The 26,483-nt window shown below is 63.6% G+C and carries 24 protein-coding genes; 11 read left to right on the top strand and 13 right to left on the bottom strand.

The window, feature by feature from the left end; translation table 11 throughout:
* From B0G83_RS03910 to B0G83_RS03900, 3 genes are all read right to left on the bottom strand, one after another.
* Entirely contained in the window at positions 1-1,107 is a 1,107-nt protein-coding gene (locus B0G83_RS03910; protein WP_105506078.1) for a porin, read from the bottom strand.
* Between the two features lie 84 nt (positions 1,108-1,191).
* Positions 1,192-2,520, bottom strand: a complete 1,329-nt coding sequence (locus B0G83_RS03905) for a uracil-xanthine permease family protein (protein WP_105506077.1) — start codon at positions 2,518-2,520, stop codon at positions 1,192-1,194.
* 50 nt (positions 2,521-2,570) lie between these two features.
* A complete protein-coding gene (locus tag B0G83_RS03900) occupies positions 2,571-3,686 on the bottom strand; it encodes an aryl-sulfate sulfotransferase (RefSeq protein ID WP_105506076.1) in 1,116 nt (371 codons plus the stop codon).
* 104 nt (positions 3,687-3,790) lie between these two features.
* Between B0G83_RS03900 and B0G83_RS03895 the strand changes: the two genes are divergently transcribed.
* Positions 3,791-4,747: a LysR family transcriptional regulator gene (locus tag B0G83_RS03895; RefSeq protein ID WP_105506075.1), complete on the top strand. Its 957-nt coding sequence runs from the start codon at positions 3,791-3,793 to the stop codon at positions 4,745-4,747.
* Positions 4,748-4,810: 63 nt separating this feature from the next.
* Here B0G83_RS03895 and B0G83_RS03890 read toward each other — a convergent pair whose 3' ends face one another.
* A complete protein-coding gene (locus tag B0G83_RS03890) occupies positions 4,811-6,964 on the bottom strand; it encodes a tetratricopeptide repeat protein (protein ID WP_105506074.1) in 2,154 nt (717 codons plus the stop codon).
* Positions 6,965-7,206: 242 nt separating this feature from the next.
* Here B0G83_RS03890 and B0G83_RS03885 point away from each other — a divergent pair, with 242 nt between their 5' ends.
* The 10 genes from B0G83_RS03885 (at position 7,207) to B0G83_RS03840 (ending at position 17,533) form a co-directional block, all read left to right on the top strand.
* A complete protein-coding gene (locus tag B0G83_RS03885) occupies positions 7,207-7,608 on the top strand; it encodes a DUF2946 domain-containing protein (protein WP_105506073.1) in 402 nt (133 codons plus the stop codon).
* Positions 7,609-7,690: 82 nt separating this feature from the next.
* Entirely contained in the window at positions 7,691-10,099 is a 2,409-nt protein-coding gene (locus B0G83_RS03880; protein WP_105506072.1) for a TonB-dependent receptor, read from the top strand.
* 68 nt (positions 10,100-10,167) lie between these two features.
* Positions 10,168-11,694 (top strand): PepSY domain-containing protein, encoded by a 1,527-nt coding sequence (locus B0G83_RS03875; protein ID WP_105506071.1) that lies wholly within the window; start codon positions 10,168-10,170, stop codon positions 11,692-11,694.
* Between the two features lie 52 nt (positions 11,695-11,746).
* A complete protein-coding gene (locus B0G83_RS03870) occupies positions 11,747-12,202 on the top strand; it encodes a copper chaperone PCu(A)C (protein ID WP_105506575.1) in 456 nt (151 codons plus the stop codon).
* 121 nt (positions 12,203-12,323) lie between these two features.
* Complete coding sequence (locus B0G83_RS03865; RefSeq protein WP_105506070.1) at positions 12,324-12,584, top strand: DUF2282 domain-containing protein; 261 nt, start codon at positions 12,324-12,326, stop codon at positions 12,582-12,584.
* 18 nt (positions 12,585-12,602) lie between these two features.
* Positions 12,603-13,511 carry a DUF692 domain-containing protein gene (locus B0G83_RS03860; RefSeq protein WP_258167679.1) on the top strand — a complete coding sequence of 303 codons (909 nt, stop codon included), beginning with the start codon at positions 12,603-12,605 and terminating at the stop codon, positions 13,509-13,511.
* Positions 13,495-14,268, top strand: a complete 774-nt coding sequence (locus B0G83_RS03855) for a DNA-binding domain-containing protein (protein WP_105506574.1) — start codon at positions 13,495-13,497, stop codon at positions 14,266-14,268. Before B0G83_RS03860 ends, B0G83_RS03855 begins: the two co-directional genes overlap by 17 nt.
* A 134-nt stretch (positions 14,269-14,402) precedes the next feature.
* Positions 14,403-15,458, top strand: a complete 1,056-nt coding sequence (locus B0G83_RS03850; RefSeq protein ID WP_105506069.1) for a HoxN/HupN/NixA family nickel/cobalt transporter — start codon at positions 14,403-14,405, stop codon at positions 15,456-15,458.
* A gap of 129 nt (positions 15,459-15,587) precedes the next feature.
* Positions 15,588-16,382: a DeoR/GlpR family DNA-binding transcription regulator gene (locus B0G83_RS03845; RefSeq protein ID WP_105506068.1), complete on the top strand. Its 795-nt coding sequence runs from the start codon at positions 15,588-15,590 to the stop codon at positions 16,380-16,382.
* Positions 16,379-17,533 carry an MFS transporter gene (locus tag B0G83_RS03840; RefSeq protein WP_105506067.1) on the top strand — a complete coding sequence of 385 codons (1,155 nt, stop codon included), beginning with the start codon at positions 16,379-16,381 and terminating at the stop codon, positions 17,531-17,533. Before B0G83_RS03845 ends, B0G83_RS03840 begins: the two co-directional genes overlap by 4 nt.
* On the opposite strand, the gene B0G83_RS03835 is transcribed toward B0G83_RS03840, so the two are convergent.
* The 9 genes from B0G83_RS03835 to B0G83_RS03795 form a co-directional block, all read right to left on the bottom strand.
* The gene (locus tag B0G83_RS03835; RefSeq protein ID WP_105506572.1) at positions 17,530-18,093 is read right to left on the bottom strand and encodes an isoprenylcysteine carboxylmethyltransferase family protein; all 564 of its coding nucleotides are present in this window, start codon (positions 18,091-18,093) and stop codon (positions 17,530-17,532) included. The genes B0G83_RS03840 and B0G83_RS03835 overlap by 4 nt on opposite strands.
* Before the next feature lie 214 nt (positions 18,094-18,307).
* Entirely contained in the window at positions 18,308-19,639 is a 1,332-nt protein-coding gene (locus B0G83_RS03830) for a TadE/TadG family type IV pilus assembly protein (RefSeq protein WP_258167677.1), read from the bottom strand.
* A gap of 61 nt (positions 19,640-19,700) precedes the next feature.
* The gene (locus B0G83_RS03825; protein ID WP_105506065.1) at positions 19,701-20,351 is read right to left on the bottom strand and encodes a TadE family protein; all 651 of its coding nucleotides are present in this window, start codon (positions 20,349-20,351) and stop codon (positions 19,701-19,703) included.
* Position 20,352: 1 nt separating this feature from the next.
* On the bottom strand, positions 20,353-20,901 hold the full coding sequence (locus tag B0G83_RS03820; RefSeq protein WP_105506064.1) for a TadE/TadG family type IV pilus assembly protein: 549 nt from the start codon (positions 20,899-20,901) through the stop codon (positions 20,353-20,355).
* Positions 20,898-21,761 (bottom strand): sterol desaturase family protein, encoded by an 864-nt coding sequence (locus B0G83_RS03815; RefSeq protein WP_105506063.1) that lies wholly within the window; start codon positions 21,759-21,761, stop codon positions 20,898-20,900. The genes B0G83_RS03820 and B0G83_RS03815 overlap by 4 nt, the downstream gene beginning before the upstream one ends.
* Before the next feature lie 46 nt (positions 21,762-21,807).
* Entirely contained in the window at positions 21,808-22,779 is a 972-nt protein-coding gene (locus tag B0G83_RS03810) for a type II secretion system F family protein (RefSeq protein WP_105506062.1), read from the bottom strand.
* A gap of 44 nt (positions 22,780-22,823) precedes the next feature.
* Positions 22,824-23,801: a type II secretion system F family protein gene (locus B0G83_RS03805; RefSeq protein ID WP_105506061.1), complete on the bottom strand. Its 978-nt coding sequence runs from the start codon at positions 23,799-23,801 to the stop codon at positions 22,824-22,826.
* A gap of 36 nt (positions 23,802-23,837) precedes the next feature.
* Positions 23,838-25,217, bottom strand: coding sequence for a CpaF family protein (locus B0G83_RS03800; RefSeq protein WP_105506060.1), 1,380 nt, complete (start codon positions 25,215-25,217; stop codon positions 23,838-23,840).
* Between the two features lie 43 nt (positions 25,218-25,260).
* Positions 25,261-26,466, bottom strand: a complete 1,206-nt coding sequence (locus B0G83_RS03795; protein ID WP_105506059.1) for an AAA family ATPase — start codon at positions 26,464-26,466, stop codon at positions 25,261-25,263.
* Positions 26,467-26,483: the final 17 nt, after the last annotated feature.

Below are 26,483 nucleotides of genomic sequence, written 5' to 3'. Positions count from 1 at the left end.
TCAAAACAGGTGATGAATTCCGCTAAGGAACACCGTCTGTCGTCCGCCTGAGGCCGCGCCAATGCCGATCGTGTCCGCCACCGCCCCGCCACCCGCGGTCTCGAACATCAGGTCGGCGTAGAGCTGGGTCGTCTTGGACAGGGAGTAGACATTCGCCACGGTGAATTGCGTCCAGCGACGCCCGGCAAGCGTCGCGGTCCATGCCCCCGCCGACACTTCTTCGGCGGGCGTCAAACGCAGATTCGCGCCGCCATCCACGCTGCGAAAGTGCTCAACGCCACCGGCCGATTCGATCCTCAAGTCGGTGGCGAGCGCATGCACGGTCACGCGCTCGAACCGGTACGATCCGCCCATGCCCATATCGCGCACCTGTTTCGCGTTGAAGGTCGCGCCCGGCGCAATCGTCTGGCCTTCGAACGACGTCAGCCCGAGTCCGGTGGAAAGCGGTAGTAAACGGTCGCGATACTCGGAATAAACCGCCACCAGTTTGACCGGCCCGTTCGTGTAGTTCGCACCGAAACTGATGGTGCGCCCATTGGTATTGCTCGCCGCGGCACCGGCAAATCCATACATCGCACCGAGCGACAGTCCGTGAAAGTTCGCGCTCTTCCATTTCACGGTATTCGATAGTTGCACGGGCAACGTACTGCCGAGACCATCGAGATTGCCGGGATGAAACGCGGAGAAGTCGCCGAGCAATTGCCCCGTCGAGACGGAGCCAAGCCATTCGAAATTCCAGTCCGTCTGTCGGCCCAACGTCATCGTGCCGAATACCGGATCGGCCAGGCCGACATACGCCTGCCGATTGAAAAAGGTACTGCTGCTGGCGGACGCGCCGGTCGTCGTGACGAAACCGCTTTCGAGCCTGAATAGCACCGTGCGCCCCGCGCCGATATCCTCGACGCCCTGGAGGCCGAAGCGATCCGCCTGTAACGTGCCCTGTTCGGCGATATAAGCCTTTGCGCCATGCAGATTGCTCACATAGCCGAGACCGGCGTCGAGACTGCCATACAGCGTGACACTGCTCTGCGCCTGCGCCGTTGAAGAAACGCCGAGCGCAGCCGAGCACGCGAACGCCGTCGCGTGAAAAGCGAATTTGGTTTTCATGAGGTGTGGGGTGAAGCGTTGGAATGAGAAAGGCGAACGGCGAGTTGCAAACTGCGTGGGCGTCGACGCCCGCTTTCACGTGAGTTAGGTGGGTTGGACTTTTTTCGCCGGCGCGAGACGCCATGCCCCGAATACGAGATTGACCACGATCGCCGTGAGCGTGCCCGCCGCCATGCCATTACCGAGAACGATCTGCACCGGGCCCGGAAACGACGCATACACGTTCGGCACCAGAATCGGGATCAGGCCCACCACGAGCGCCGCCGCCAGCGTGTATTGATTGCCACGCGCGTGCAGATCGACCTTGCCGAGCAGATTGATGCCCATCACGCCGATCATCGCGAACACGATCAGCGCCGTCCCGCCCACCACCGGCGCGGGAATCGCGTAAGCCAGCCGGCCCAGCGGCGCAAATAGGGCGACCACCATCAACATCGCGCCGGCCGTGGCGGTTACGTAGCGCGAACGTACGCCGGTGGTCTGCACGACTCCGATATTCTCCGCGCTGGTGATGATGAGCGACGTGCCGAGCAACGAGCCCACTAATGACGCGAGCGCATCGCCGCGAATCGTCCGTGGCACGTCGCGGCGCATGTCGATCGGCTTGCCGGTGATCTCGCTGACGGCCACCGTTTGCGCGGTCGCCTCGGCCATCGAGATCGCACTGAAAATCAGCATCGGCAAGGCGGCGACTACGTCGAAGCGCGGCATGCCGAACGGCAGTAGCGCCGGCAGCGTGAACAGCGGCCCGTCCCACAGACCGGCGGCGGGCATCAACCCGGCCAGCCAGCTGGCCAGCGTGCCGGCAACGAGCCCCAGCAGCACGGCCAGCCGCCCGACGGTGCCCTTGAACAACCGCGCCACCGCAATCGTCGCCACGATCGTGAGCATTGCGAGACCGAGCGACAGCGGCCGTGCAAATCCCGGCGTACCCGGTTGTCCGACCACGATCCCCGCGTAGATCTTGATGAGGCTGACCGACACGAGCACCAGCATCGTGCCCACCACCACGCGTGGGAAGAATCGCAGGCAGCGCGCGAACACCGGCAACACGAGCCAGTAGAACAGACTGGTGAGGATCGCGGCGCCCGCGGCGGTACGCAAATCCGTCTGCGTGGCGATCACCGCGAACAACATGGCCGGCGCGCCGCCCGGCACCATGACGAACGGCAGGCGTGCACCGATCGACCCCGCGCCCAGCGATTGCAGCAACGTACCCGCGCCGCACACGAAAAACGTCGCGCCGATCAGATGCACGGTCATGTCGCCCGGCAGCGACAACATCTTCGACACCAGAAAAACCGCCGTGACGGGCGAGGCCGCCATCGACAAAACATGCTGCAGGCCGAACAACGCCAGTTGCCAGGCGGGCAACCGCGTATCGACGCCATGTGTGGCTGGATCAGAATTCACATAACCCCCGGGAGGCGAATCGCAACCAGGCGCAACAGCGCCCGCGACGTTCATGCGCGCAACCACGGCAGTTGCTCGCGGCTATAGCGGAACGTCTGGAATACGCTGTTCAACTGGCCGGGGCCCGTCTTGCGTGCGGCCTCGTCCGGGTACTGGCCGAACCAGGGAATCACGTACTCCCACACCACTTCGCCCGCCGGCGTCACTTCGAACAGACGCCCCGTGGCGGATTCGGTGACGTGCGTGTTGCCGTTGGCAAGGCGCTGCGCGTTGCCCATGAACGCACTGTAGAACGCGTTGACCATATCGTCGGCGTACGACCACACTACTTCGCGGGTCGACGGATCGATCTCCAGCACGCGCGAAAACGCGACATGCGCACCCGTGCGGAAATTGCCGTTGTCGAACGTGAGAATGTTGCCGTTATCGAGCGCCACCGGTGCATGCTGATGAGACACGACGCTCGGTGGAATGTGCGTCGTGACGCGGCCGCTTTCACGGTCCACAGCAATGATCCCCGACGTGGTGCGCAAACTCATCAGCACCTCGCCCTTTGCGTTCACGCCGAGTCCGTTGACGAGTGGCCAGTGATAGCGTCCAAAGCCCGCCGCGATCGGAAAGTCCTTGGGATTCAGATGTTCCGACGCTTTCCATTCCCACACCAGTTCACCGGCACGATTCACCTCGCGGATCACGTCCGCGTACATCGGCTCGTCGGGCCCGTGCGCGGTGCCGCCCGGCACACGCTCCGCGAAACCTGCCGGCACCCGTTCGCATGCGGCATACAGAAGGTTGCCGTTCGGCAGCCACTGCGCGTCGTGATGATGCGCGGGATCTTCGTAGCGCCAGACCACCTCGCCTTGCGGCGTGACTTCATAAAAATCGCCGCCGTGCCACATCGACCACGGCGCGTAGCGGTCTTCCGAATCCGCATGGTTGCCGTTGTAGCCGAGATTGCCGTTCGGCAGAATCACCGCATGGCGGCCGGGACGCACCGGCATCTGCCACTCGTGCACGACTTCGCCGCGAATGTCGACGAGATAAACGCGACCGCCCGCCGTCTGCGGCGCGATCAGCGTATACCCGCCGGCCGAGCGTTCCGCGTCTAGAGCGATAAGACCGACGCCGCGGCGCCGCTGGGTAATTTGATCGACAGTGGTGGTCACGATTCGCTCCGTTAAGATGATGGAGCAAAATCTAGGCTATTCGATCCGTCAGGAAAACATGATTGTTTTATACGGCCTGTACGGAAAAACCATACGGTGTAAATATGCGTCCAATATCGCAGACATTCCGCTGTTTCGACGAGGTAGTCAGGCGCGGTTCGATCCGCAAGGCGGCCGAATCGCTGCACCTGACCGCTGCCGCAGTGCACCAGCAAATCCTCAATCTGGAGGAACAGGTCGGCTCGCCCTTGTTCGATCGCCTGCCGCGCGGCATGCAGCTCACCACGGCCGGCGAAATCATCATTGCGGCAGTGCGGCGCGGGCAGCGCGATTTCGACAATGCGATGACTCAGGTCGAAGACTTGCGCTCGTTGCGGCGCGGGCATATCAACCTGGCGGTGTCCCCCTCGTCGGCCGAACAGTTGGTGCCTGACGCGATCATGGCGGCGATGCAGAGCTATCCCGGCGTCACGTACAGCGTGCGGTCAGGCAATGGCGAAAGCATCTTGAAGTGGGTGGAAACCGGCGAGGCCGACATTGGTTACGGACTGCGCCGCAAACCGCCGCCCGGCGTCGTGGAAGTGCGCGCGTTTTCACAGCATCTCGGGCTCGTCACGCCGCCGGGGCATCCGCTGACCAAACTGAACAAGCGGCCGCGGTTGCGCGATTGCCTCGACTATCCGCTCATTCTGATGACGCCCGATACCGAGTTGCGCGCAATGGTGGATCAGATCGACCATCGCGAGAAACGCAAGGCGCGCCCGCTAGTGGAGACCAGTTCGGTGTCGATGGTGCGTCGACTCGTCGCGGACGGTGTGGGGATCGGCTTTCTGATCGCGGAGAATGTCGCGGAAGACGTGGCACAGCGCAAACTCGCGTGGCTGGCGCTGGCGGACGCCGGCGCCAGATCGTTCAGTTGTCTGTACCAACGGGCGGACTTGACCACCACGGTCGCGATGAGCATGTTCCTGCAATTTCTCGGTCAGTCGATCGAGACGACCGAAAGCCGGTTTCATGCGAGTAAGCCGACACGGCGCAAACGCGCGGCACCGGTTACGTGACGGCGCGATCAGGTCGTTGCGAGCGCAACAGGAGCGTTTTCCGATTCACGTTGTCAGCGCACGTCAGTGTGGTGCTTCGACCGTCACGTCAGCGCTGAATCGCGCGAGGCATGCCTGACGCACCCGATCGATCGGCATCGACCAATCTTCGTTCGGTGCGCGGCGGAATAGCCGCACGGTGTGCGGATACCACGGCGAGTCGCTGCGCTCGTGCATCCAGCGCCAGTCGATATCTTTTTCCGGCAGCATCACCCAACACGGCTTACCGAGCGACGCAGCCAGATGCGCGGTGGACGTGTCCACGCAAATCACCAGATCGAGCTGTTCGATGATGGCCGCGGTGTCCGCGAAATCGTCGAGCTGCGAGCCGAGATGAAGCAACGGTTGCGCAGCGGGCGGGTTGCGCGCTTCGTCTTCGCCCTGTCCTTTTTGCAGACTCACGAAGCTCAGGCCTGGCACGGTCCAGAGTGGCGCTAGCAGCGCGAGCGAAGGAATCGAACGATTCGCGTCGTTATGGTGCGCCACGTTGCCCTTCCACACGAGACCAATCTTGCGGCCGGCCGGCAGCGCATCCAACGCCGGCTGCCAGCGTTCGACCCACGCCGGTTCCGCGCTCAAACGCGTAGGGCGCGGAATCGTATCGATCAGCGTACGCAGATGCAGCGGCGCACTCATCAGGCTCGTCCAGCAGTCGTAACCGGAGGCGCGCGTCAACGCCGTGTCATGGTCGACCACCGCATCGATGCCGTCGACGGAAGCCATCAACCGATGCAGCGCCGGCATGCACGCGAACTCGATCCGTTTGGCTCCCTGTGCCTTCAGTAACGCGACATAGCGGCTGAACTGAATCATGTCGCCGAGGCCGTCTTCCTGCCAGACCAGCAGCGTTTTATCGGCGAGCGTTTCGCCGCCCCACTGCGGACAACCCAGCATGTCACGCGTCTTGTAGTGGACGAAACCCGGCTGAAAATAGCGGAACTCGTAAAGCTGCCAACCCTCTTCGAAATGCCCCATGCTGAGCAGCAACACAGCGAGGCCGAACTTGGCGTCGCCGTAAGCGGGACTCAATGCGAGCGCGCGACGATAAGCACGTTCGGCTTCCGCCAGCCGCCCGAGTTGCGCCGCTGCCGCGGCGAGGTTGTAATGCGCCTCGGCCAGATCGGGGCACAACGCCAGGGCCTGTGTAAAGGCCTCGATCGCCTCGGGCAGGCGGTCAAGTAAACGCAGCACGCAGCCCAGATTGTTGTGCGCCTGCACGATATCCGGCCGCCAGCGAAGCGCCTCGCGATATGAGCGCTCGGCGTCGCCGTAGCGCTCGAGCTTGGCCTGCACGATACCGAGGTTGTAGTGCGCCTCGGCATAATCCGGACGACTTGCGACCGCGCTTCGATAGGCCGCTTCGGCTTCGGGCAAGCGCGTGAAATCGGTCAGCACGGCACCGAGGTTCAGATACGCTTCCGCGTAATCCGGGCGCATCGCGAGCGCGAGCCGGCAGGCCAGTTCGGATTCTTCCAGCCGGTTCGTCGCTTTCAGCACGCCGGCGAGGTTGTTCAACGCTTCCGGATACTGCGGCCGGATCGTCAGCGCCTGACGATAAGCCGCGTCCGCTTCCGGCAGTTGACCCAGTTCCATCAACACGTTGCCGAGGTTGTTGTGCGATTCTGCGTGCTCGGGTAGACCCAGTAGCGCCGCGCGATATGCCGCTTCGGCTTCGGGCAGACGGCGCAATTCGTGCAGCACCATCGCGCGGTTGTAGTGCGCCTCCGCATAATCCGGACGTATTTCAATTGCCTGACGGTAGGACGCCTCCGCCTCGTCCTTGTAACCGAGTCCGTAGAGCACGATGCCGAGATTGTGGTGGGCGTCGGCCCGGTCCGGCCGCAGAACGATCAGTTGCCGGTACATCGCCTTGGCCGCCGACAGTCGCCCAAGCGATTTGTGCAGCATGCCGAGGCTGTCGTACACCTCGACGTAGCCGGGTTTGATCTGCAAACAGCGGCGCCAGTAGTCTTCCGCCTCGTCCAGCTTGCGCAGCGCGAACGAACAGGCGCCGGCGATATTCAACGCGTCGGCGCGGGCGTCGGCGGATATCGTTGCGTTTTCAAGGAGCGGCGCAACCCGTTGCAATGCGTCGGCGAACTGTCCGGTCGAACATAGCGCGACGGCCTGCTGGTTGAGGTCGGTGATCGAGGAATCGGTCGTCTGCGTCGTGGTCATGAGTCGTGGTGCATGGAGACCGGCGCGGCGCCGGCCAGGTCGATCGTGGGTTGCGTGCCGCGGCAAAGCGCCGCGCCGGACGGAATGCGCAACATCTACCACGCAGCTTAAGCGAATCGGCGGCCGGGTAACGGCGGGAAATGAACGGTGTTCGGCCCTCTAATCCCGCGCTATAACCAGGATCACGCGAGAAAAGTTCGCGCCGCAGTGCTAGAATCGCCCCGCTTTTAACTTTCAATCTCATGACTCTACGCGCCCGCAACCGCATGACCGCCTGGCTTGGCCTCGTCGCCATGTGTCTGGTCGTGTTCGCGCCGCTCGTAAGTCAACTGCTGGTGTCGAACCGCGCGGGCGAGCCGATCGCCGCGCTCTGCTCGGCGCTTCAGCCGCGCGGACTAGGCGAGCTCAGCCAGTCCGTCGTCGCCACGCCGGCACCGGTTCAACTGAGCCATAACGACGCGTTCGGTGCCTGCGGCTACTGCCATCTGCTCGAACATCACGTCGCCATGCCGACGGTCGCCGCCGTCGAACCGCAAGCCGCACTCACGCTCGCCGGCACCGCCGCGCCCACACTCTCCACCCGCTTCACGCCGCTCGGCGCGTTTCCGTCCGGACGCCCTCGCGCCCCGCCCGCTGTTTCCTGATCGCTGCCGGTCCTGATCGCGCATTTGTCGCACCCGTATAGGGCGCGCGCGGTCGTCTGTTCAATGCATCAAGGAAACGTTCATGTTCAACTTCGCCCCGCGAAGCCTGTCCGCTCGCGCCCGCCGCGGCGCACGCGGCTTGATCTCCGCTCGCCTGCCGCTGCCGTCCTTGCCGGTCTGTCTGCCGGCTTTCATTCCGGCCTTCGTGCCCGCCTTCGTGCCGGCCCTCATGCCTGCTTTCGTTTCGACAACGGCCCGCGCCGATACCGTCATCGCCGAAGCCACGCTGCCCGCCGTCAATGTCACCGCCAGCGCGAATACGGCGGCCGCGCCGCGCGCCGTCGATCCGAATCTGCCCGCCTCGGTCGAGACCGTCACGCGCGATCAGTTCGACAACTGGAATGTGGTCAACACCGAAGACGTGCTGAAGTACATGCCGAATCTCGCGGTGCGCAAGCGCTTTATTGGCGATCTGAACTCGATCATCGCGGTGCGCGGCACCAGTAATTCGCAGAGCGCGCGCGGTCTCGTCTATGCCGACGGCCTGCTGCTCAGCAATCTTCTCGGCAACAACTATTCGTTTCCGCCGCGCTGGTCGATGGTGTCGCCCGACGAGATCCAGCAGGTCGATGTGATCTACGGGCCCTATTCCGCGCTCTATCCGGGCAATTCGCTCGGCGCGACGGTGCTCATCAGCACGCGCATGCCGAAGCAGTTCGAAGCCAGCGCCGACGTCAAGGCGTTCACGCAGCATTTCAGCCTGTTCGGCGTGAATCAGAATTTCAACGGCAACGAAGCGAGCGCGTCGATCGGCGACCGGGTCGGCAAGTTCTCGTACCGGCTGGACGTGAATCATCTGGACAACACCAGCCAGCCGCTGCAATTCGCCACGCTCGCCAAATCCGGCACGCCCGCGAAAGCCGGCGACGTGCCGGTCACCGGCGCGTATCTGTACAACAACCAGACCAACGCGCCGACGGCAGTGCTCGGCGTGAACGGCGAAGGCATTGAGCACACGATTCAGGACCAGTTCAAGCTGAAGATGCAGTACGACTTCACGCCGACGCTGCAGGCCGGTTTCACGCTCGGCTACTGGCATCAGACCTATAACAGCCAGACCTCCACCTTCCTGCGCGACGCGAACGGCAACCCCGTTTATAGCGGCAAGGTGGCGATTGGCGGCTACGAGTACAACATTCCCGCCGCCGCGCTCGCGCCGAGCCTCGGCTATAGCGAGAACTGGCTCTACGGCGTGTCGCTGCGAACGCGCTACGCCAGCGGCTGGAACGCCGAAGCGGTCGCGTCCTACTACGACGTCAGCAACAGCGTGGCGCGCACCGCCGCATCCGGGGCACCGGGCAACGGCCCCGGCACGGTGATTTTCGGCGACGGCACCGGCTGGAAAACGCTCGATCTGCGCAGCACCTACACGCCCGCCTCGAAACAGGCCGGTCTCGCGAATCACGCGCTGAGCTTCGGCTATCACTACGACAATTACTTCCTCGATAACGAGAGCTACAACACGCTGAACTGGCGCGATGGCGGAGCGATCACCTTCGCCAATGCATTCCGCGGCAAGACGCAAACCCAGGCGCTGTACGCGCAGGACGCATGGCGTTTTCTGCCACGCTGGAAGCTCGTGTATGGCGTGCGTTATGAAGACTGGCAAGCGTATGGCGGATCGCAAGCGCTGCCCGGCCAGGCGTTGCCGTTCAGCGACGCGAGCCAGCAGCATTTTTCGCCGAAGGCGTCGCTCTCGTTCGATGTGACCGACGATTTGATTCTGCGCGCGTCGATCGGCCGGGCGTATCGCTTCCCGACCGTCAGCGAACTGTTCCAGGGGCAAATCAATGGCTCGGCGATCGTCAACAACAATCCGAATCTGAAGCCCGAGGACGATCTCTCGAAAGAACTGACGGCGGAATGGGCACACTGGAATGGCGTGTTCCGCTTCTCGCTGTTTCAGGACGATGTGAAGAACACGATCTTCAGCCAGACCGATACGACCGTGATTCCGAACGTGACGAACTTCCAGAACATCGGCAAGGTGCGCTCGCGCGGCGTGGAAACGAGTTACTCGGGACAGGACGTGTTCATGCATGGCCTCGATCTGATCGCCAGCGTCGCCTACACGCAGTCGAAGATCATCGCCAATGCGCAAAATCCGGCCACGGTCGGCAAGTACTTTTACCGGATTCCGCTGTGGCGCGCGAATCTCGCGGCGACCTATCGCTTCGACGAACGCGCGGCCCTTACGCTCGCCGCGCGCTATTCGGGCCGCCAGTACAACACGCTCACCAATACCGACACCAATCCGGACGTATTCGGCGGCACCAGTTCGTACACCGTGGTGGATGCGAAGTTCACCTTCCGGCCGACAAAGCTGAGCGAGATCGGTGTCGGCGTCGACAACCTGTTCGACGCGCGCTACTTCGTCTACCACCCGTATCCGGGCCGCACGTTCTATGTGGAAGCGAAGCTGCGCATGTAAGCGCGCGCAGAACGCGTTCGTCGTGCGGCGAAAGCCGCTCGGCCTAACACCCATTTCAGGAGGATTTCATGTCCACCACCACCGCTCAACGCGTCGTCGCCGCGACTGACACAGCCAACCCCGGCTATCGCACACTATGGCGCTGGCATTTCTACGCCGGCCTCTTCGTGATGCCGTTTTTGGTCGTGCTGGCGATCACCGGCACGTTGTACTGCTTTCAGCCGCAAATCGAGCCGCTGCTGTATCCGCATCGGCTGGTCGTCAAACCGCAAGTGGTGCCGAAGCTGACCGAAGACGCGCTATTGAGCAACGCGCGCGCGGCCATGCCGAAAGATGCCGTCGCGGTCACCGCCGCGATTGCGAGCGCGCCGGATCGCAGTACGGAATTCGTGTTCCGTCTTGCCAATGGGGAAAAACAAAGCGTTTATCTGAACCCCTACAACGGTGACGTGTTGGGCACGCTGAGCGTCGAGAACCGCTTCATGCAGGTGGACCGCATGCTGCATCGCAAGTTGCTGCTCGGCAAGCCCGGCGAGTTGCTGATGGAACTCGCCGCATGCTGGACGCTCGTGATGATAGGCACCGGCGTCGCGCTCTGGTGGCCGCGTGAGAAGACCACCGCGCGGGCCGCGCTGGTGCCGCGCTTCGCGCTCAGGGGGCGCCCATTGTGGAAGAACCTGCACGCCGTGATGGGCATCTGGCTCGCGCTCGGCGCGCTCGCTTTCGTGCTCAGCGGGTTGCCGTGGACGGGATCATGGGGCAAGCAGTTCAAGGCGCTCGCGACGGCCGCGAATCTCGGCGCACCGCCCGGTGCGTGGGGCGGCGCGCCGTTGCGTTCCGTCCTACCGTCCGGCACGCCTATCGATGCGGCCGCAACGTCCGGTACGTCAGCGAAGGTGGATAAAACCCGCGCGACACACGACGAACACGACGAACACGCCGGCCACGGCGCGAACGCCGCCGACATGGATTCGATGCCCGGCATGGTGATGGACGATTTGCCGTTGCCGCTCACGCCGTGGGCGGTTGGCAATTCTCGAGTGCCTACCTCCACTGAACCACACGCAGCGCAACCGAGGCCGCTATCGCTCGACCACGTCGTCGCGCAACTCGCCCCGCTCGGTTTGACCGACGGCTACAGCATCGTGCTCCCCACCTCGCCGGCCGGCGTTTACTCGGTCTCATACTTCCCCGGCGATCCGAAAGACGAACGCACGCTGTACATCGATCAATACAGCGGTGCGGTGCTGAAAGACATTCGCTACAACGACTACGGCGCCGTGTCGAAGGCCGTGTCGTATGGCACGTCGTTGCATATGGGCCGCTATTTCGGCCTCGCCAATCAATTGCTCTGCGCGGCGATTTCGCTCGGCCTCGCGGCGATGGCGGTGACCGGTTGCGTGATGTGGTGGAAGCGCCGCCCGCAACGTTCGCTCGGCGCGCCGTCGCGTGAACGCGCCGCGCCGCCGATGCGCGGCTGGAAAACCGGCCTCGTGCTGCTCGGCATGATTTTCCCGCTGATGGGCGCCACGCTGCTGGCCGTGTGGCTCGCCGACCGGACGATTTTCGGTCGCGGCGCACGGCAACCGGTCTAACGTCGTTACCTTCCGTCCACTTAGTCGATTCTGTCGAACCATGGAGCACATCATGACCACGTCACGTCAACTTTTCCTCGCCGCTTTGCTGGGCGGCGCCGCTTTTCAGGCATTCGCGGCAGCCCCCGCATCCGCATCCGCGAGCGTGTCCGATTGCTGGATCCGCGCGTTGCCGGGCAATCTGCCCAAGGGCGGCTATTTCAAGGCCCATAACGCCGGCGACCAGCCGGTGAATCTCGTCGGCATCAGTTCGAACGCGTTCGGCATGGCGATGCTGCATCGAACGCAAAGCCAGGGCAGCACGTCGTCGATGGAGATGGTCGAACAGGTCGCGGTGCCCGCCCACGGCACGCTCGCGTTTGCGCCGGGCAACTATCATGTGATGCTGGAAGAGCCGAAACACGAGCTCAAGGTCGGCTCGTCGATTCCACTGACCTTCTCGTTCAGCAACGGCCAGAAAGTCACGGCTTCCTGCGCCGTGAAGAGTGCGGGTACGATGGGCCAGTAACACGCTGGACAGACAGCGCCGCGCGCTTAAAATCCTTCTGGAGATAAACCCGGCGCCGCAATCGGACTCACGCTTGCCTGTGCCATGCGGCCGGCCCCACCACTCACTCAGGAGAAGCACGATGAACTCGAAACTTGGTCGGCCCGCGTTGATCGCCGCCGCGCTCGCCGGCCTCGCGGCAGCGCCCCTCACCGCAGCGCACGCCGACGAAAAAGTGCAGTGTTACGGCATCGCCAAAGCCGGTCAGAACGATTGCGCGAGCAAAACCGGCGTGCATGGCTGCGCCGGCGAGGCGAAGGTCGACAACGATCAAGGCGACTTCAAGACCGTGCCGAAAGGCACCTGCAAGAAGATGGGCGGCAAGATCGACGGACAGACTTAATCACCCGCTGTGCCGCCCGTGTCGTCCACTCCGCTGCCGTCAACGAACGCCACCGCTTCGGCGCACGCGCCGCCGCGCGGCGTCGGGATCGGTTTGCGTCACGCGCACTACCGCGATTTTCTTGACACCACGCCGCCGGTCGATTGGGTCGAAGTCCACAGCGAAAACTACTTCGGCGACGGCGGCTTCGATCTGCATGTGCTACACGCCGTGCGCCGTGATCTGCCGGTCAGTCTGCATGGCGTCGGCCTCGGTCTCGGCTCGGCGAAACCGCTCGACCCGACGCACGTCGCGAAGCTGAAACGCCTCGTCGAGCGGATCGAGCCCGCGCTCGTTTCCGAGCATTTGTGCTGGGGCGCGACGGCGGCCGGTCATTTGAACGATCTGCTGCCTATGCCGCTAACCGACGCGGCGCTCACGCTGCTGTGCGCGCGCGTCGGCGAGTTGCAGGATGGGTTGGGCAGTCCGGTTCTGCTCGAAAACGTCTCCACCTACGTACGATTCCGCGACGACCAGTACGGCGAGACCGCCTTTCTCGCCGAGCTCGCGAAGCGTACGGGTTGCGGCGTACTGCTCGATGTGAACAATCTGTATGTCAATCAGTGCAATCACGGCGAGGACGCCATGGCGGCAATGAACGCGCTGCCGCCCGGCGTGGTCGGTGAAATTCATCTAGCGGGTCACAGCGTGACGGACGTGGCCGTAATCGACGATCATGGCGCTCGCGTCGCGGACCCGGTGTGGGCGCTGTACGAATACGCGGTACGACGATTCGGCGCGATACCGGCGTTGATCGAGTGGGACACCGATCTGCCTGCGCTGAATATTCTGCTGGATGAAGCCAGTCGCGCCCGTGAAATCCAAACCGCGAACCACACCGCACGGTCGGCCTCTTGTGGAGACGCAAACCATGCGCGCCTCGCTTGAGTCGCTGCAGCGCCTGTTTGCCGAGTCGCTGGAAACGGCACAGCGGCCGGTTCTTGCGCAACTGCGCACCGATGCCGCGCTTCAAAAGGCGCGGATCGATCTCTATCGAAACAACGTTCGCTCGCATCGGCGCGATGCGCTCGCAAGCGCGTATCCCGTCTTGCTGGCGCTGGTCGGGGAGACGTACTTCAACGCACTGTCGAAGGCCTACGCACACGACCATCCCTCGCGAAGCGGCGATCTGAATCGGTTCGGCGCGGCGCTGCCGGAGTTTATCGAGCGTTACGAAACCGATCCGCAGTACCGCTATTTTGCCGACCTCACGCGACTCGAATGGTCGCTGCACGTGGCCCACTACGCGGCCGACGCGACAACACTCACGCAAGCGGAATGGGCCGCAATTCGTCCCGACGATCTGCTCGACGCACGACTCGCCATCCACCCCGCTTGCGCGCTGATTGCTTCGCGCCACGCCATCGCCGATATCTGGAAAGCTCATCAGCCGGGCGGCTCGTTTCCAACGCGGATCGATTCGCCGAGTTACGCGCTGGTCGTGCGTCCCCGTTGGCACCCCAACGTACTCGTTCAATCCGCCGCAGCACACGCAGCGTTCGGCGCGTTGCAACGCGGAGCAACACTCGATGAAGCACTCGACGCCGCCTTCGGGATCGACGCCGAATTCAATTTCACGTCGCAATGGCGCGAATGGATCGCCACCTCCGCCATTACCGGCCTCGTGCACGACGCGCGGCCGTAGGCCGGAGCCACGCCAACGCCCGGATCGTAAAGGCTCTTCCAGCCTGACCGCGCGCAAGACTTTTGATCAGTTCGACAACGCCAACGCCGCCGTGTATAAGCCTGTAGAGCATGGCACCTCAAGGTCTACACCCGATGATTTCGCAAATTAAACAGATCTTCAGCGACTCGAACCATCACGTTCGCAGCCGCCTGCTCGGTATCTACGGCGTGCTGATCGCCACCAACGTAATCGCATGGCTCTGGGCACTCATCGCGTTTCGCCATCACCCTGTGTTGCTCGGCACCGCGCTGCTCGCGTACGGCTTCGGCTTGCGTCACGCGGTGGACGCGGACCACATCGCCGCGATCGACAACGTCACACGCAAACTGATGCAGGAAAAGAAGCGTCCGGTCACGGTCGGCTTCTTCTTCTCGCTCGGTCACTCGACGGTCGTGGTGCTGGCTTCCCTCGCCGTGGCCGCGACTACTTCCGCGATGCAAGGGCGCTTCGACCACTACAAGGAAATCGGCGGCGTGGTCGGCACGCTCGTCTCCTCGCTGTTCCTGTTCGCGATCGCGCTGATGAATCTCATCATCCTCAAGTCGATCTATCAGGCGTGGCGCAACGTGAAGCAAGGCGGCCGCTACGTCGACGACGACTTCGACATGCTGCTCGCCAACCGCGGCTTCTTCTCGCGCCTCTTCAAGCCGCTGTTCCGGATGATTAGCCGTAGCTGGCATATGTACCCGCTCGGCTTTCTGTTCGGCCTGGGGTTCGACACCGCAACCGAAATCGCGCTGCTCGGCATTGCCGCCGCGCAGGCGTCGCAGGGCTTGTCGCCATGGGCGATTATGGTGTTTCCGGTGCTGTTCAGCGCCGGCATGTCGCTGATCGATACGCTCGACGGCCACCTGATGCTCGGCGCCTATGGCTGGGCGTATCTGAAACCGATCCGCAAGATCTACTACAACATGACCATCACGCTGGTGTCGGTGGTCGTGGCGATCGTGATCGGCAGTATCGAAGCGCTGGGATTGATCTCCGACCAGCTGAAACTGCAAGGTCCGCTGTGGGACGCGATCGGCGCGCTGAACGACAACTTCGGCACGCTCGGCTACGTGATCATCGGCATTTTCGCGTTGAGCTGGCTGGTGTCCGCGCTGATCTATCGCGCGAAGAAATTCGACGATATGGAGATCAGCCGGTAACGGATAACGCGCCGCTCACCCCACAACAAACCCACCAACGCCCCTTTATGGGGCGTTTGTGTTTTTCGCCCGTTTACGCTACATTTTGCTCGGTTATGCTCGATTTACCCGATAACTGAGACCGAGACCATGCAGCGAACCCGCCAGGAAGCTATCGATGGACTGCTGCCCGAGCAGCGTGAACAGTTGATTCTCGCGCGGCTGCGCGCCGAAGGGCGCGTGCTGGCGTCGGCGCTCGCGGCCGAACTCCAGACCTCGGAGCACACCGTGCGCCGTCATTTGCGCGATCTGGCCGATCAGGGGCTGTGCAAGCGCGTCTACGGCGGCGCCCTGCTCGCCTCGCCCGCCGACAAGCCCGCCGCCGTACGCATGGGCGAAGCCGTGGACCGCAAGGCGCGTCTGGCCGCCGCGGCCGTGTCGATCGTGCGGCCGAAGCAGATCGTTCTGCTGGACGCCGGCTCGACCAATGTCGCGATTGCGGCGGCGCTGCCTGAGCACGCCGACCTGACCGTCGTCACCAATTCGCCGGAAGCCTGCGCGCGCCTGCTGAACCGGCCTGGCTTCACCGTGATCCTGATCGGCGGCCGTATCGCGACAGGCGCGGCCGGCTCGGTCGGCGCGACCGCGCTACTGCAGGTTCAGCAGATCCGCGCTGACCTGTGCTTTCTCGGCGCCTGCGCGTTCGATCCCGACGAAGGGGTCGCCGCATTCGACGCCGAAGACGCCGAACTCAAACGGGCGATGATAAAAGCGAGCGGTCAGATCGCGATCGCACTGACCTCGGAAAAGCTGATGACCGCCGCGCCGTTTTCCGTTGCGCCCGCAACCGCTGTGGACCATCTGTTCGTCGAGTCCGACGTACCGGCCGTGCGCCTCGCGAAGCTCGAAGCGGTCTGCGACAACGTCGAGGTGACCCGCTCATGAGCGCCTCCCCGCCACTTATCAAGGAACGCGCGGCCACCCTCGGGGTGTTTCTCGCCAACGGTTTCGGGATCGGCGCATGGGCCGTCGAAGTGCCTCGTATCAAGGAAAGCCTGGCGCTCAGCGACACCGCGCTCGGCATTTCGCTGTTCGCGTTCGCGCTGGGCGCCATTATCGCCATGCCGCTCGCGGGGCAATTGGCGCCGCGCTTCGGCAGCGGCCGCGCAACCGCGCTGCTCGGCGCCGCCTTCGTCGTCGCGCTGCCGCTGCCCGCCTTCGCGCCCAACATGGCGGTACTCTGCATCGTGCTACTGGCGCTCGGCGCGGCGAACGGCGCGCTCGACGTGTCGATGAACGGGCACGCCAGCAGCATCGAAAGCCAATGGCACGCGCCGATCATGTCGTCGTTTCATGCGGCTTGGAGCGCGGGCGGTCTGCTCGGCGCGGCGACCGGCGCCATGCTGCAAAAGAGCGGCGTGGGCGTGAGCGGCGGACTGCTGATCCCGGGTGCCGTGATCGCCGTGCTGCTCGCCGGCGCCGCGCTCGTTGCGTTGCGCGATGTGGGCCCGAGAGCGGCCGCGCCGGCCAGCGGCTTCATGTGGCCGAACGGCGCCGTGATGAAGCTGGCATTGCTGGCATTCCTCTGCATGCTGGTGGAAGGCGCGGTGGCCGATTGGAGCGCGGTGTATTTGCGGTCCACACTGAACCAGCAGGCCAGCGTCGCCGCGATTGGGTATTCCGCGTTTGCGTTTTCAATGGCGGCCTGCCGGATTGTCGGCGACGTCTCGGTGCGCCGGTTCGGTTCGAGCAAGGTGGTCGCGCTGGGTGGCTTGATCGCCGTGGCCGGACTCGCGCTGGTGCTGAGCTGGCCGACCGTGCTCACCGCCTGCGTCGGTTTCGCGATGGTCGGCATCGGCCTCGCGAATATCGTGCCGGTGATCTTCAGCGCGGCGGGCCGCTCGACCGTCACGCCGGCGATCGGCGTCTCGATGGCGGCCACCGCGGGCTATGCGGGCTTCCTCGTGGGGCCGCCGTTGATCGGCCTTGGCGCGGGCCTGCTCGGTTTGCGCGTCGCGCTGTGCGTGCTGGTGATGGCCACGTTGACCGTCTGCCTGCTGGGCGGCAAGGCCGTGCGCAGCACACGGCTCGCCTAGAACACGCCAGGAATCACGCGGAAACGCACCCGCGTTTTGTAGCTTCGGTAACCGTCGTCGGCGGACAGCAGTTGCTCTTCGCGAACAATCCGCACCACCTGCAACGCGAACTGGCAGCTGTAGACCAGCAGGTTCTGCAGCCCAAAGTTCACCAGCAGAAAACCCATGTCGGTCATGAAGTAGCCGAGATACATGGGATGGCGCACGAACCGATACGCGCCGCGCGAGACGACGCCGCGATTGGCCGGCAAGATGCCGAACGAACGGCGCAGCGACGCTTTGGCGAACAGTTGCCAGAAAATCCCCAGCAATTGCAGCGCCGCGCCGACGTTTTCCGGCACGAGATGCGAACCGGGGCTCAGACGCACCGCGAGAAAGTAGTAGGTGCCGCCCATCGCGCAGATAAACGCGAGCGGTCGCCAGTCGCGCTGTATCGGGACCCGCGAGAAGAGCGACAGACCGACCGTCACGAAGGCCGACACGACCAGCAGCAGCAACGTGATCCGCTGCGGCGCTGCGAGCCACTGCCGGATCGCCGCATAGCCGAACAGGCTCAGCATCGACGCGGCGCCGACCCGCGCGGCGATTTCGACCAGCGCGTGACGCAGGCTGGGCGAGCTTGCCTCTTCAGCAGAGGTAGGAGCGGAGGCGGAAGCGCAAGCACAAGCGGCCAGCTCGGCGGTCTCGGACGCCTTCTCTTCCACTGCTCGCTCATGTCTGGAACGAACCTCGGAAGGCAGATCTCGCAACGGTGTCGGCGATGTCATAGCGCGCTCACTTGGAAATACGAAGGATTTGCGAAGCCAGTTGCGTAAAGCACGGCATCAGATCGTTGGGGGTCGCGGCGTAACAATACACGCCGACCGGCTGGGCCGGGTTATAGCAACGAGCCAGCGAATCCGGCGTGTTGGCCATGCACTTGAGCACGTCCGAGCCCAGTTCGTTGTCCGGGCCTTCCTGCTGAACCAGTTCCGGCCCATAACCCAGCGTGAACACATAAGTGCCTTCGATCCGCGCCTGCGCCGCCATCGCTTCGAGCAGATTGCGCGACGCCCGGTTGACGTTCACATAAGTGATATTGCCGTTCGGCACCGGGCGCGGCGTGGTGACGGGCCAGATGGGGAAGATCTGTTCGTTGATATTGTGCGCGTTGTACCACTTCGGCATGGCCGTCACGAGTCGGGTCGCGTTGCTCTGATAGCACGGCGAGCTCAGGGCCTGGCTCAACGCGTTCATGTTGTAGAGCCCCGTCATGGTGCCTGCCGTGTCGGGACTCGCGAGCGTGGCGGGCGTGTTGTTGCAACTACTCTGATTGGTCGTGAAATACGACGCGAAACTGTTCGGCGCGCCATCCGAGAAAAACACGATCACCCGCAGACTGGAGGGTTGCGTAATCACCGTATTCAACTGGTTGCGCGCGTTCCAGACCGCTTCGGCCGAATTGGTGCTGCCGCCGAAGGTATAGCTGTTGATGTCGGTCGTCATTAACGTGCGGTTGAAACCGCGCGTGTTGCCGTTGAACGGCACGTCGACCACCGTGCCATACGCGAAGTGCATCAGTGCCACACGGTCGTTGGTCACGTCGAAATTATTCAGGAACGCAATCGCGTTCGCGCGCACCGCGGCCGGCACGCCGGACACGTTCAGCGAACCGGTCGTGTCGATCACGAACGCCATATCCAGCGTTTTGCGGATTGCCTGCGACGAGGAACTCACGTTCAGGAGTTTGAAGCCCAGTGTATGCATGAAGGTAACCGGCACGCTCGCCTGGGCGGTCATGCCGATCGTCACGGTACCGGCGTTGAACACGATCGACGGCGTACCCGCCGTCACCGTCGAACCGAGAAAGCCCACCGGATAGTTCGCCGCGAAAAATGCCGAGGCCGCCTGCTGCGCATTGGCGGTCTGCTGGGTCTGGTTGTTGCCGCGCGTCACCGCTTCGCCAGCGGCGATCACGGCGCCGTCGGTGGCCGCGTCGAGGCGTGCCTTGATCATGTAGCCCAGCCCGGAATCCACCGCGAGCCCGAGAATGCCGATCAGTGCGATCAGCGACACCGCCACGATGACGCTGACCGATCCTCTCTGCCGTGCTGTGTGTGCCGCCATTTTTTTCATCGCTACCCCCGACCCGCGTTTTTTTATTCGAGTGTTTTTATGTTTGTCTGAATCAGAACACCGTCATTGCATAGAGATTCGGCGACAGTGCCGGCGTGGCGATGCCGCGGCCCAGCTTGAGCGAGCCGATCAGCGGCGTCTGATGATAGAAAGCTTCGACCACGTAGGCGATCTGACCGCTGGAAAGCTGGCCTTGCAGCAGATTCACCACCGGCGACGCGGCGCCCGCTGCCGGGATGTTGCTGCAACTGCCGGTGCCGTCCGTCGCCCAACTCGTGCCCGCGCTGCCGCAATTCCAGGTCTGGCTTGCCGGATAGTAGTTGCCGCCGTTCCAGCGGTATTGCGCGACCACGATCCCCGTGCAGTTGTTGCCGCTGCTGTCGCAGTTGTTGTTACCCATGATCTCGGTGATGTAGATCATGCCGTGCGCGGTCATGTTGAGCGGCGGCGTGGTCGCGGTCAGCGACGACATAATGGTCTGCATCGGATACGTGAGCGACGCGCGCGACGTCAGATTCGCGCCTTCGCGGCTCACGTTGATCAGGATCATCTGCGCCTGGATGTTGCGCGCAATGTCGTAGACCGGCAGCGCGAGCGCTACCAGAATCGGCAGCAACAGCGCCATTTCCACGCTGACAATGCCGCGCGCCGCGCGCCGGCCGTTGCGCCGGCTATGTGTGCCTGGTTTTATGCGTGTGGGCATGTCAGAAGCCCTCGTTGCGCATCGTCGCCGCGACGCTGAAGCTGAACTTGCCGTTAGCGAAAAACGGCTTGATCAGCGGTGTCAACATCGGCCAGATGCAGTTGATCTGCAGCACCACGATGTCGCCGGGATTGCCGAACATGCCGGCGCTGTAATTCGCCTGCGTGCTGTAGGTTTGGCTCGTGCCGCCGTTGATGGTGATCACGTAGCTCGGCGACACGTAGTTGTACAGGCCCATCGAACTGACCTTGATCTCCTGCAGCACCGCCTCGTAACGCTGCTGGTTGGTCGCGCTCGGATCGAGATTGCTTTGCCCCGTCACCGAGTAGCGCGCGCCTTCCCGCACCGCGTATTGCATGGTCAGGTTGACCCACAACGCTACGCCCAGATCCATGGCAATGCACAGCAGCAGGAACAGCACCGGCGCGATCAGCGCGAACTCGAGGGTGGCGACGCCGCCCTGCTTGCGTCGATTGCGCATGCGGCCCGCGACAGGGGTTGCGGCGCAGGCGCCGGCTTCACAAACGGTCTTACGGCGAACGGCTTTCATTTCGGCTCCTGATCGATCGCCATCGGCTTGCCGGCGAATCGCTCGCCGCGCCCGGCCGGCAGCCGCAGCGGCCAGCTCAGCGCACCCAGCAGCGAGCGTGGTTGCGCGCCGTCGGCGAGACCGGTGGCCGGCCACTCGTGCTTCGACGGCACCCAGCGCGTGCCGAACAGGTGATCCCACAGCGGCAGCAACTGCGTGAAGTTATGGTCATAGTGCTCGACACGGTTCGAGTGATGCAGGCGGTGATATTGCGGATTGTTGATCCAGGTGCTGTAGCGGCCGAGATCGATGCGCAGATTCAGATGCGCGAAATAGTTGCCGATCATGAACACCAGCGACGTCGCGCCGACGATCGCCGGGGAAACTTTGAACATCACGCCGACCAGCGGATAGAGCAGACACCCTTTGATCAGCATTTCGAACCAGTGATGCCGCAGCGTCACCGTCACGTTGAATTCCACCGCGCTGTGGTGCAGCGAATGCAGCTTCCAAAGCAACGGCCACGCGTGCTGCAGGCGATGAAACGCATATTCGAGGAAGTCGATGGTCAGCAACACGATCACGAACGACGCCAGCGCGCCCCACCCGTGCGACACCAGCACCACCATGCCGCCGCCGAGCGCATTGACGATCGCCACGCTGGCGGCCGCCAGCAGCGGTTTCACCGCCTCGGCCAACACCAGATACAGCCCTGCATACATCACGTTGAACCGCTGCCCGGCGCGCGATTGCAGCAGCTCAGCCGGCCAGCGGCGCTCCAGCACCGCCCCCACGGCCATGATCGCCAGCACGAGCAGGTAGCCACGCAGCCACAGGCCGGCGTGGTGCAGCAGATCGGCAAACGCGCTCGATGCAAACATGGAATTCCCCGGTGAATATTCGTGCACGACCGGCACACCCGGCCGCTCAACCACCCATCCCGCTCATGACCGGGAACAGCTGGCGGACCAGCTGGATCGCGGACGGGCCGACCAGCACGGCCATCAGCGTCGGGAAAATAAAAAACATCAGAGGAAACAGCAGCTTTAATGCGATCTTGGCAGCCTGCTCCTCGGCACGCAAGCGCCGTTTGGTGCGCAGGTTGTCGGTATAAACACGGAGCGAATCGCCCACGCTGGTGCCGAAGCGCTCCGCCTGAATCAGCATCGCGGCGAGCGTGTCGATGTCCTCGACGCCGGTACGCAGCGACAGGTTGCGCAGCGCCTTGTCGCGACCCGAACCGGCGCGCAACTCCAGCAGCACCATCTCGAACTCGTCTTTCAGCGCGAGGCTCTTTACGCCGATTTCCTGCGTGACGCGCATCATCGCCGCGTCGAGGCCGAGGCCCGCTTCCACGCAGACGGTCATCAGGTCCAGCGCGTCGGGCAAGTCTTCGAACAGCTTGCGCTGGCGGCGCCGGATCAGCCGCGCCAGCACCACGTTCGGCAGATAGAAGCCGAGCGCCGACGCCGCCAGCACCGTGAGCAGCAGATACAGGTGCTGATCGGCCTCGAACGCGCCGCCGAACACGATCAGCGCGATGCCCGGTAGCACCAGCGCGAACAGCGTCTTGGCCGCGAAAAAAATCGCCGCCGCGGAAGGCGCGCGAATCCCCGCATTCGCGAAGCGCAAGCGCAACGCCGATTTGTCCCAGTCGTCTTTCGGCAGCGACAGCCGCGCGACCCGTTCCGATACCTTGGTGATCGTTTCGACCCAGTTCTTTTGCGCGCCGGAGCCGCTGTTGCCGTCGATCGCGATCCCGCCCGTCGAACCCGCCTGCGTGAGCCCTTCGATGCGCCGTTGCACCGGGTCGGGCCGCAGCAACACCATCGCCTTCAGCGCGGCGCCGAACACGATCAGGAACATCACTCCGAGCAAGACGATCTGTGCTGTTTTCATGGTCTGCGGGCCGGGCCCGCGCTCCTCGTGTCGAAAGCGATGGTCTAGATATGAATCCGCACGATCTTGCGCATCCACAGCGTGCCGAACAGCATCATGGTCAGCGACGCGCCGCCAAGCTGCATGCCGGCCGGGTCTTTCCAGAACACACTGACGTAGTCCGGACTGAGCACCGTCAGCGCCGCGATAACCACGAACGGCAGCGCAATCAGCACCCAGGCCGACAGACGCCCTTCCGCCGACAACACCCGGACCTTGCCGAGCAGCTTCATCCGCTCGCGAATGATCCCGCTGATGCAGCCGAGAATCTCCGCGAGGTTGCCGCCGGCTTCGCGCTGGATCAGCACGGCGATCACGAAGTAGCGCAGATCCTCGACCGGCACACGGTCCACCATGTTCAGCAGCGCATCGTTCAACGACACGCCGTAGTTGATCTCGTCGAACACGAGCGCGAACTCGCCGCCGAGCGGGTTCGGCAATTCGTCGCCGACCATGCCGAGCGCGGCGGGAAACGAGTGTCCGGCGCGCAGCGCACGGGCGATCAGATCGGCGGCATCGGGCAACTGGCGTTCGAGCTGAAGCACCCGTTTGGCGCGCTTGCGACGCAGGATCAGTGCGGGCAGCAGGCCAGGCACCACCGTCAGCAGCACGATGGTCAGCGCGGGCAAGCCGCACAGCATGGCGAGGAAACCACCGCCGAACGCGCACAGCAGCGTATAAGCGACAAAGCGTGCCACCGACCATTTCAGGCCAGACTGCTGCAACTGATGATCGAGTGCATGAATGCGTGGAATCCGCAGCAGCAGGCGCGTGACGAACGGTGACTCGCTCAAAAGACGCTGCTTGAGAATCGACAACGGCGCGTTGCTGACGTTGCCCGCCGCCGAGAGCGCGCGCAGCCGTTCGTCCATGCGCTTGACGGCCGGCCCGTGATGGCTGCTCCAGAACAGATAGACACCCTCGATCAGTAGCACGACCGCGAGAAACGCGAGTACCGCGAAGGCGATAAACGATGTGTTCATGTCATGCTCCCCCAACCCGTTTGAACGCTGCGCCGCTCATACTTCCAAACGCCGCGCCGGATCGAATAGCTGATCGGGCAGCGTGATGCCGAAGCTCGCCAACCGCTCGTGGAAAATCGGCCGCACGCCGGTCGCACCGAAATAGCCTTTGATCATGCCGTTCTCATCGACACCGGTCCGCTTGAACGCGAAAATCTCCTGCATGTTGATGATGTCGCCTTCCATGCCGGTGATTTCCTGGATGCTCATCAGCTTGCGGCGGCCGTCGGTCAGACGCGAGGCTTGCACCACCACCGTGATCGCCGAGGCGATCTGCTGACGGATCGCCTTGATCGGCATCGTCAGGCCAGCCATGCCGACCATGTTCTCCAGACGCGTCAGCGCATCGCGCGGTGTGTTCGCGTGCAGCGTCGCCATCGAGCCTTCGTGGCCGGTGTTCATGGCGTGCAGCATGTCGAGCGCTTCGGCGCCGCGCACTTCGCCGAGCACGATGCGGTCGGGGCGCATCCGCAGTGCGTTGCGCACCAGCGAACGCTGCGAGATTTCGCCCTTGCCTTCAATGTTCGGCGGCCGCGTTTCGAGCCGCAGCACGTGTTGCTGGCGCATCTGCAGTTCGGCCGCGTCTTCGATCGTCACGACCCGTTCGTCTTCCGGAATGAAGCCGGACAGCAGATTGAGCAAGGTGGTCTTGCCGCTACCCGTGCCGCCGGAAATCAGCACGTTCAGCTTGGCCTTGATCAGCGCTTCGAGCAGTTGCGCCATGGCGGGCGTGAAGCTCTGGTTGTCGACCATGTCGGCGACCGTGAGCGGATTCACCGCGAAGCGGCGAATCGACACCAGCGGGCCGTCGATCGCGGAGGGCGGAATGATTGCGTTGACGCGCGAACCGTCGGGCAAACGCGCGTCGACCATCGGCGTGGATTCGTCGATCCGCCGGCCGACCCGCGACACGATCCGCTCGATGATCTTCATCAGATGCGCGTCGTCGTAGAAGGTCACGTCGGTGTGTTCGAGGCGGCCGCGCCGTTCAACGTATACATGCTGCGACGTGTTGACCAGAATGTCGGAGATGGTCGGATCGTTGAGCAAGGGTTCGAGCGGACCGAGGCCGACCATTTCGTCGTGTACGTCCTGCGCGAGACGGCGGCGCTCCAGTTCGTTCAACGCGATCTTGTCTTCGTCGACGATCTTTTCCACCAGTTGCGCGAGTTCGCGCTTGATCTGTTCGGGCGACAGGCGTTGCAGCTTGTCGAGTTCCACCCGGTCGATAATCGCCTGGTGGATGTTCATCTTGAGTTCCTGATACGCGCGCCGCGCCGCCAGGCTTTCAGCCGCGACACCGGCCGCCGCCGCGCCGCCGGCCGCATCGAACGGCATGCTGCCGTTCTGCATCATCAACTGTTCGCGCAATGACATGGTGCTCTCCGCTGGGTTTTATAGGGCCGCCGGTTCATGCCGCTCAATGTCCGGTCTTCAGGCGCGGCGCCGCATTCGGCCGGCCCGGCAAAAGACGGCCGAACACGCTCTTGCGCGGTCCCGCCGGCAACGGCGGCCACAGCAGATCGGCCAGTTGCACGATGCCTTGTGCCAGCGCCCCGCCCTTCGAGGCCGTGACGAGCGGCACGCCGTGATTGAGGGCTTCGGTGGCCTGCTTTTCGTCGCGCGGCAGGTGATGCGCGATCTTCGCGCCGAAGGTTTCTTCGAGCGTCGTCAGGTTGATACGCGCGTTCTTTTCGTATTGATTGACGATCAGTTTCAGCTTGCTCGCCGCATAGCCCAGCTCGCGAAAAATATCCAGCATGCGGCGCCCGGCGTGCAGATACAGCACGTTTTGCCGCACCACCATGCAGATCGAGTCGCTGTGATCGAGAGAATGGATCGCGAGCGGATTGATGTTCTGGCCGACGTCGATCAGCACCGCGTCGTATTGCTCGCGCACCAACGTGAGGATCCGCTCCAGATGCGTGGCGCGCAATTCACCCGATTTCACCGGATCGCCCGCGCCGGCCAGCACGTCGAGATTCGGATGCACATGCATCACGCAGGCTTCGAAGAACGCGGCGTCGAGCCGGTCGATCTGCGAGCACAGGTCCGCGAGCGTGGCGGGCGGGGTTTTATCGGCCACCAGCAGGCTCGCATCGGCGAACTGCTGGTTCAGATCGATCAACAGCACGCGTTTGTCGCGCTGCGCGGCCAGCGCATAGGCGAGATTCACGGCGATCAGCGTGGTGCCGCTGCCGCCCTTGCAGGACGTGAACGACACGACCCGGCCCTCGCGACGCAGGCCGGCGTGTTTTTTGGCCGACACATGCGCGAGCGCGTCGGTGAATTCGGCTTCGTCGAGCGGCCAGGACAGCACGTGGCGCACGCCGACCCGCATCGCCGCCATCAGCAGCGTGGTAGACGGCGACGGCGTTACCAGCATGCAGTGCAGATGCGGTGTGTGCGACAACGCCTCTTCGACGCCGCTCAGGTCACGCGGCGTCAGGTCGGCGTCGTCGACGATCAGCAGATCGGCGCTGCGGATCGCCGCGGCGTGCACCCGCAACTGTTTCGCGGTGCCATGCAGCGTGCGCAGACGGAACGCCATGCCGCTCGCTTCGAGACGCGCCGCGATGCGTGGCGCGCGCTCGGCGCTGGACGAAATCAGAAGGGTGTCGATCATGGTGTGTCTCCAGGCGT

Source organism: Paraburkholderia sp. BL21I4N1, assembly GCF_002973525.1.
In the GTDB taxonomy this organism is placed as follows: Bacteria; Pseudomonadota; Gammaproteobacteria; order Burkholderiales; family Burkholderiaceae; genus Paraburkholderia.
Note: the sequence above shows the minus strand (reverse complement) of the source record. Positions and strands in the feature narration are given on the sequence as shown.

What these genes read in the sequence shown, in the direction of transcription:
- B0G83_RS03910 (WP_105506078.1), bottom strand. Translation starts at nt 1,107, where the DNA reads ATGAAAACCAAATTCGCTTTTCACGCGACGGCGTTCGCGTGCTCGGCT.
- B0G83_RS03895 (WP_105506075.1), top strand. Translation starts at nt 3,791, where the DNA reads ATGCGTCCAATATCGCAGACATTCCGCTGTTTCGACGAGGTAGTCAGG.
- B0G83_RS03890 (WP_105506074.1), bottom strand. Translation starts at nt 6,964, where the DNA reads ATGACCACGACGCAGACGACCGATTCCTCGATCACCGACCTCAACCAG.
- B0G83_RS03885 (WP_105506073.1), top strand. Translation starts at nt 7,207, where the DNA reads ATGACTCTACGCGCCCGCAACCGCATGACCGCCTGGCTTGGCCTCGTC.
- B0G83_RS03880 (WP_105506072.1), top strand. Translation starts at nt 7,691, where the DNA reads ATGTTCAACTTCGCCCCGCGAAGCCTGTCCGCTCGCGCCCGCCGCGGC.
- B0G83_RS03875 (WP_105506071.1), top strand. Translation starts at nt 10,168, where the DNA reads ATGTCCACCACCACCGCTCAACGCGTCGTCGCCGCGACTGACACAGCC.
- B0G83_RS03870 (WP_105506575.1), top strand. Translation starts at nt 11,747, where the DNA reads ATGACCACGTCACGTCAACTTTTCCTCGCCGCTTTGCTGGGCGGCGCC.
- B0G83_RS03865 (WP_105506070.1), top strand. Translation starts at nt 12,324, where the DNA reads ATGAACTCGAAACTTGGTCGGCCCGCGTTGATCGCCGCCGCGCTCGCC.
- B0G83_RS03855 (WP_105506574.1), top strand. Translation starts at nt 13,495, where the DNA reads ATGCGCGCCTCGCTTGAGTCGCTGCAGCGCCTGTTTGCCGAGTCGCTG.
- B0G83_RS03850 (WP_105506069.1), top strand. Translation starts at nt 14,403, where the DNA reads ATGATTTCGCAAATTAAACAGATCTTCAGCGACTCGAACCATCACGTT.
- B0G83_RS03845 (WP_105506068.1), top strand. Translation starts at nt 15,588, where the DNA reads ATGCAGCGAACCCGCCAGGAAGCTATCGATGGACTGCTGCCCGAGCAG.
- B0G83_RS03840 (WP_105506067.1), top strand. Translation starts at nt 16,379, where the DNA reads ATGAGCGCCTCCCCGCCACTTATCAAGGAACGCGCGGCCACCCTCGGG.
- B0G83_RS03835 (WP_105506572.1), bottom strand. Translation starts at nt 18,093, where the DNA reads ATGCTGAGCCTGTTCGGCTATGCGGCGATCCGGCAGTGGCTCGCAGCG.
- B0G83_RS03830 (WP_258167677.1), bottom strand. Translation starts at nt 19,639, where the DNA reads ATGGCGGCACACACAGCACGGCAGAGAGGATCGGTCAGCGTCATCGTG.
- B0G83_RS03825 (WP_105506065.1), bottom strand. Translation starts at nt 20,351, where the DNA reads ATGCCCACACGCATAAAACCAGGCACACATAGCCGGCGCAACGGCCGG.
- B0G83_RS03820 (WP_105506064.1), bottom strand. Translation starts at nt 20,901, where the DNA reads ATGAAAGCCGTTCGCCGTAAGACCGTTTGTGAAGCCGGCGCCTGCGCC.
- B0G83_RS03815 (WP_105506063.1), bottom strand. Translation starts at nt 21,761, where the DNA reads ATGTTTGCATCGAGCGCGTTTGCCGATCTGCTGCACCACGCCGGCCTG.
- B0G83_RS03810 (WP_105506062.1), bottom strand. Translation starts at nt 22,779, where the DNA reads ATGAAAACAGCACAGATCGTCTTGCTCGGAGTGATGTTCCTGATCGTG.
- B0G83_RS03805 (WP_105506061.1), bottom strand. Translation starts at nt 23,801, where the DNA reads ATGAACACATCGTTTATCGCCTTCGCGGTACTCGCGTTTCTCGCGGTC.
- B0G83_RS03800 (WP_105506060.1), bottom strand. Translation starts at nt 25,217, where the DNA reads ATGTCATTGCGCGAACAGTTGATGATGCAGAACGGCAGCATGCCGTTC.
- B0G83_RS03795 (WP_105506059.1), bottom strand. Translation starts at nt 26,466, where the DNA reads ATGATCGACACCCTTCTGATTTCGTCCAGCGCCGAGCGCGCGCCACGC.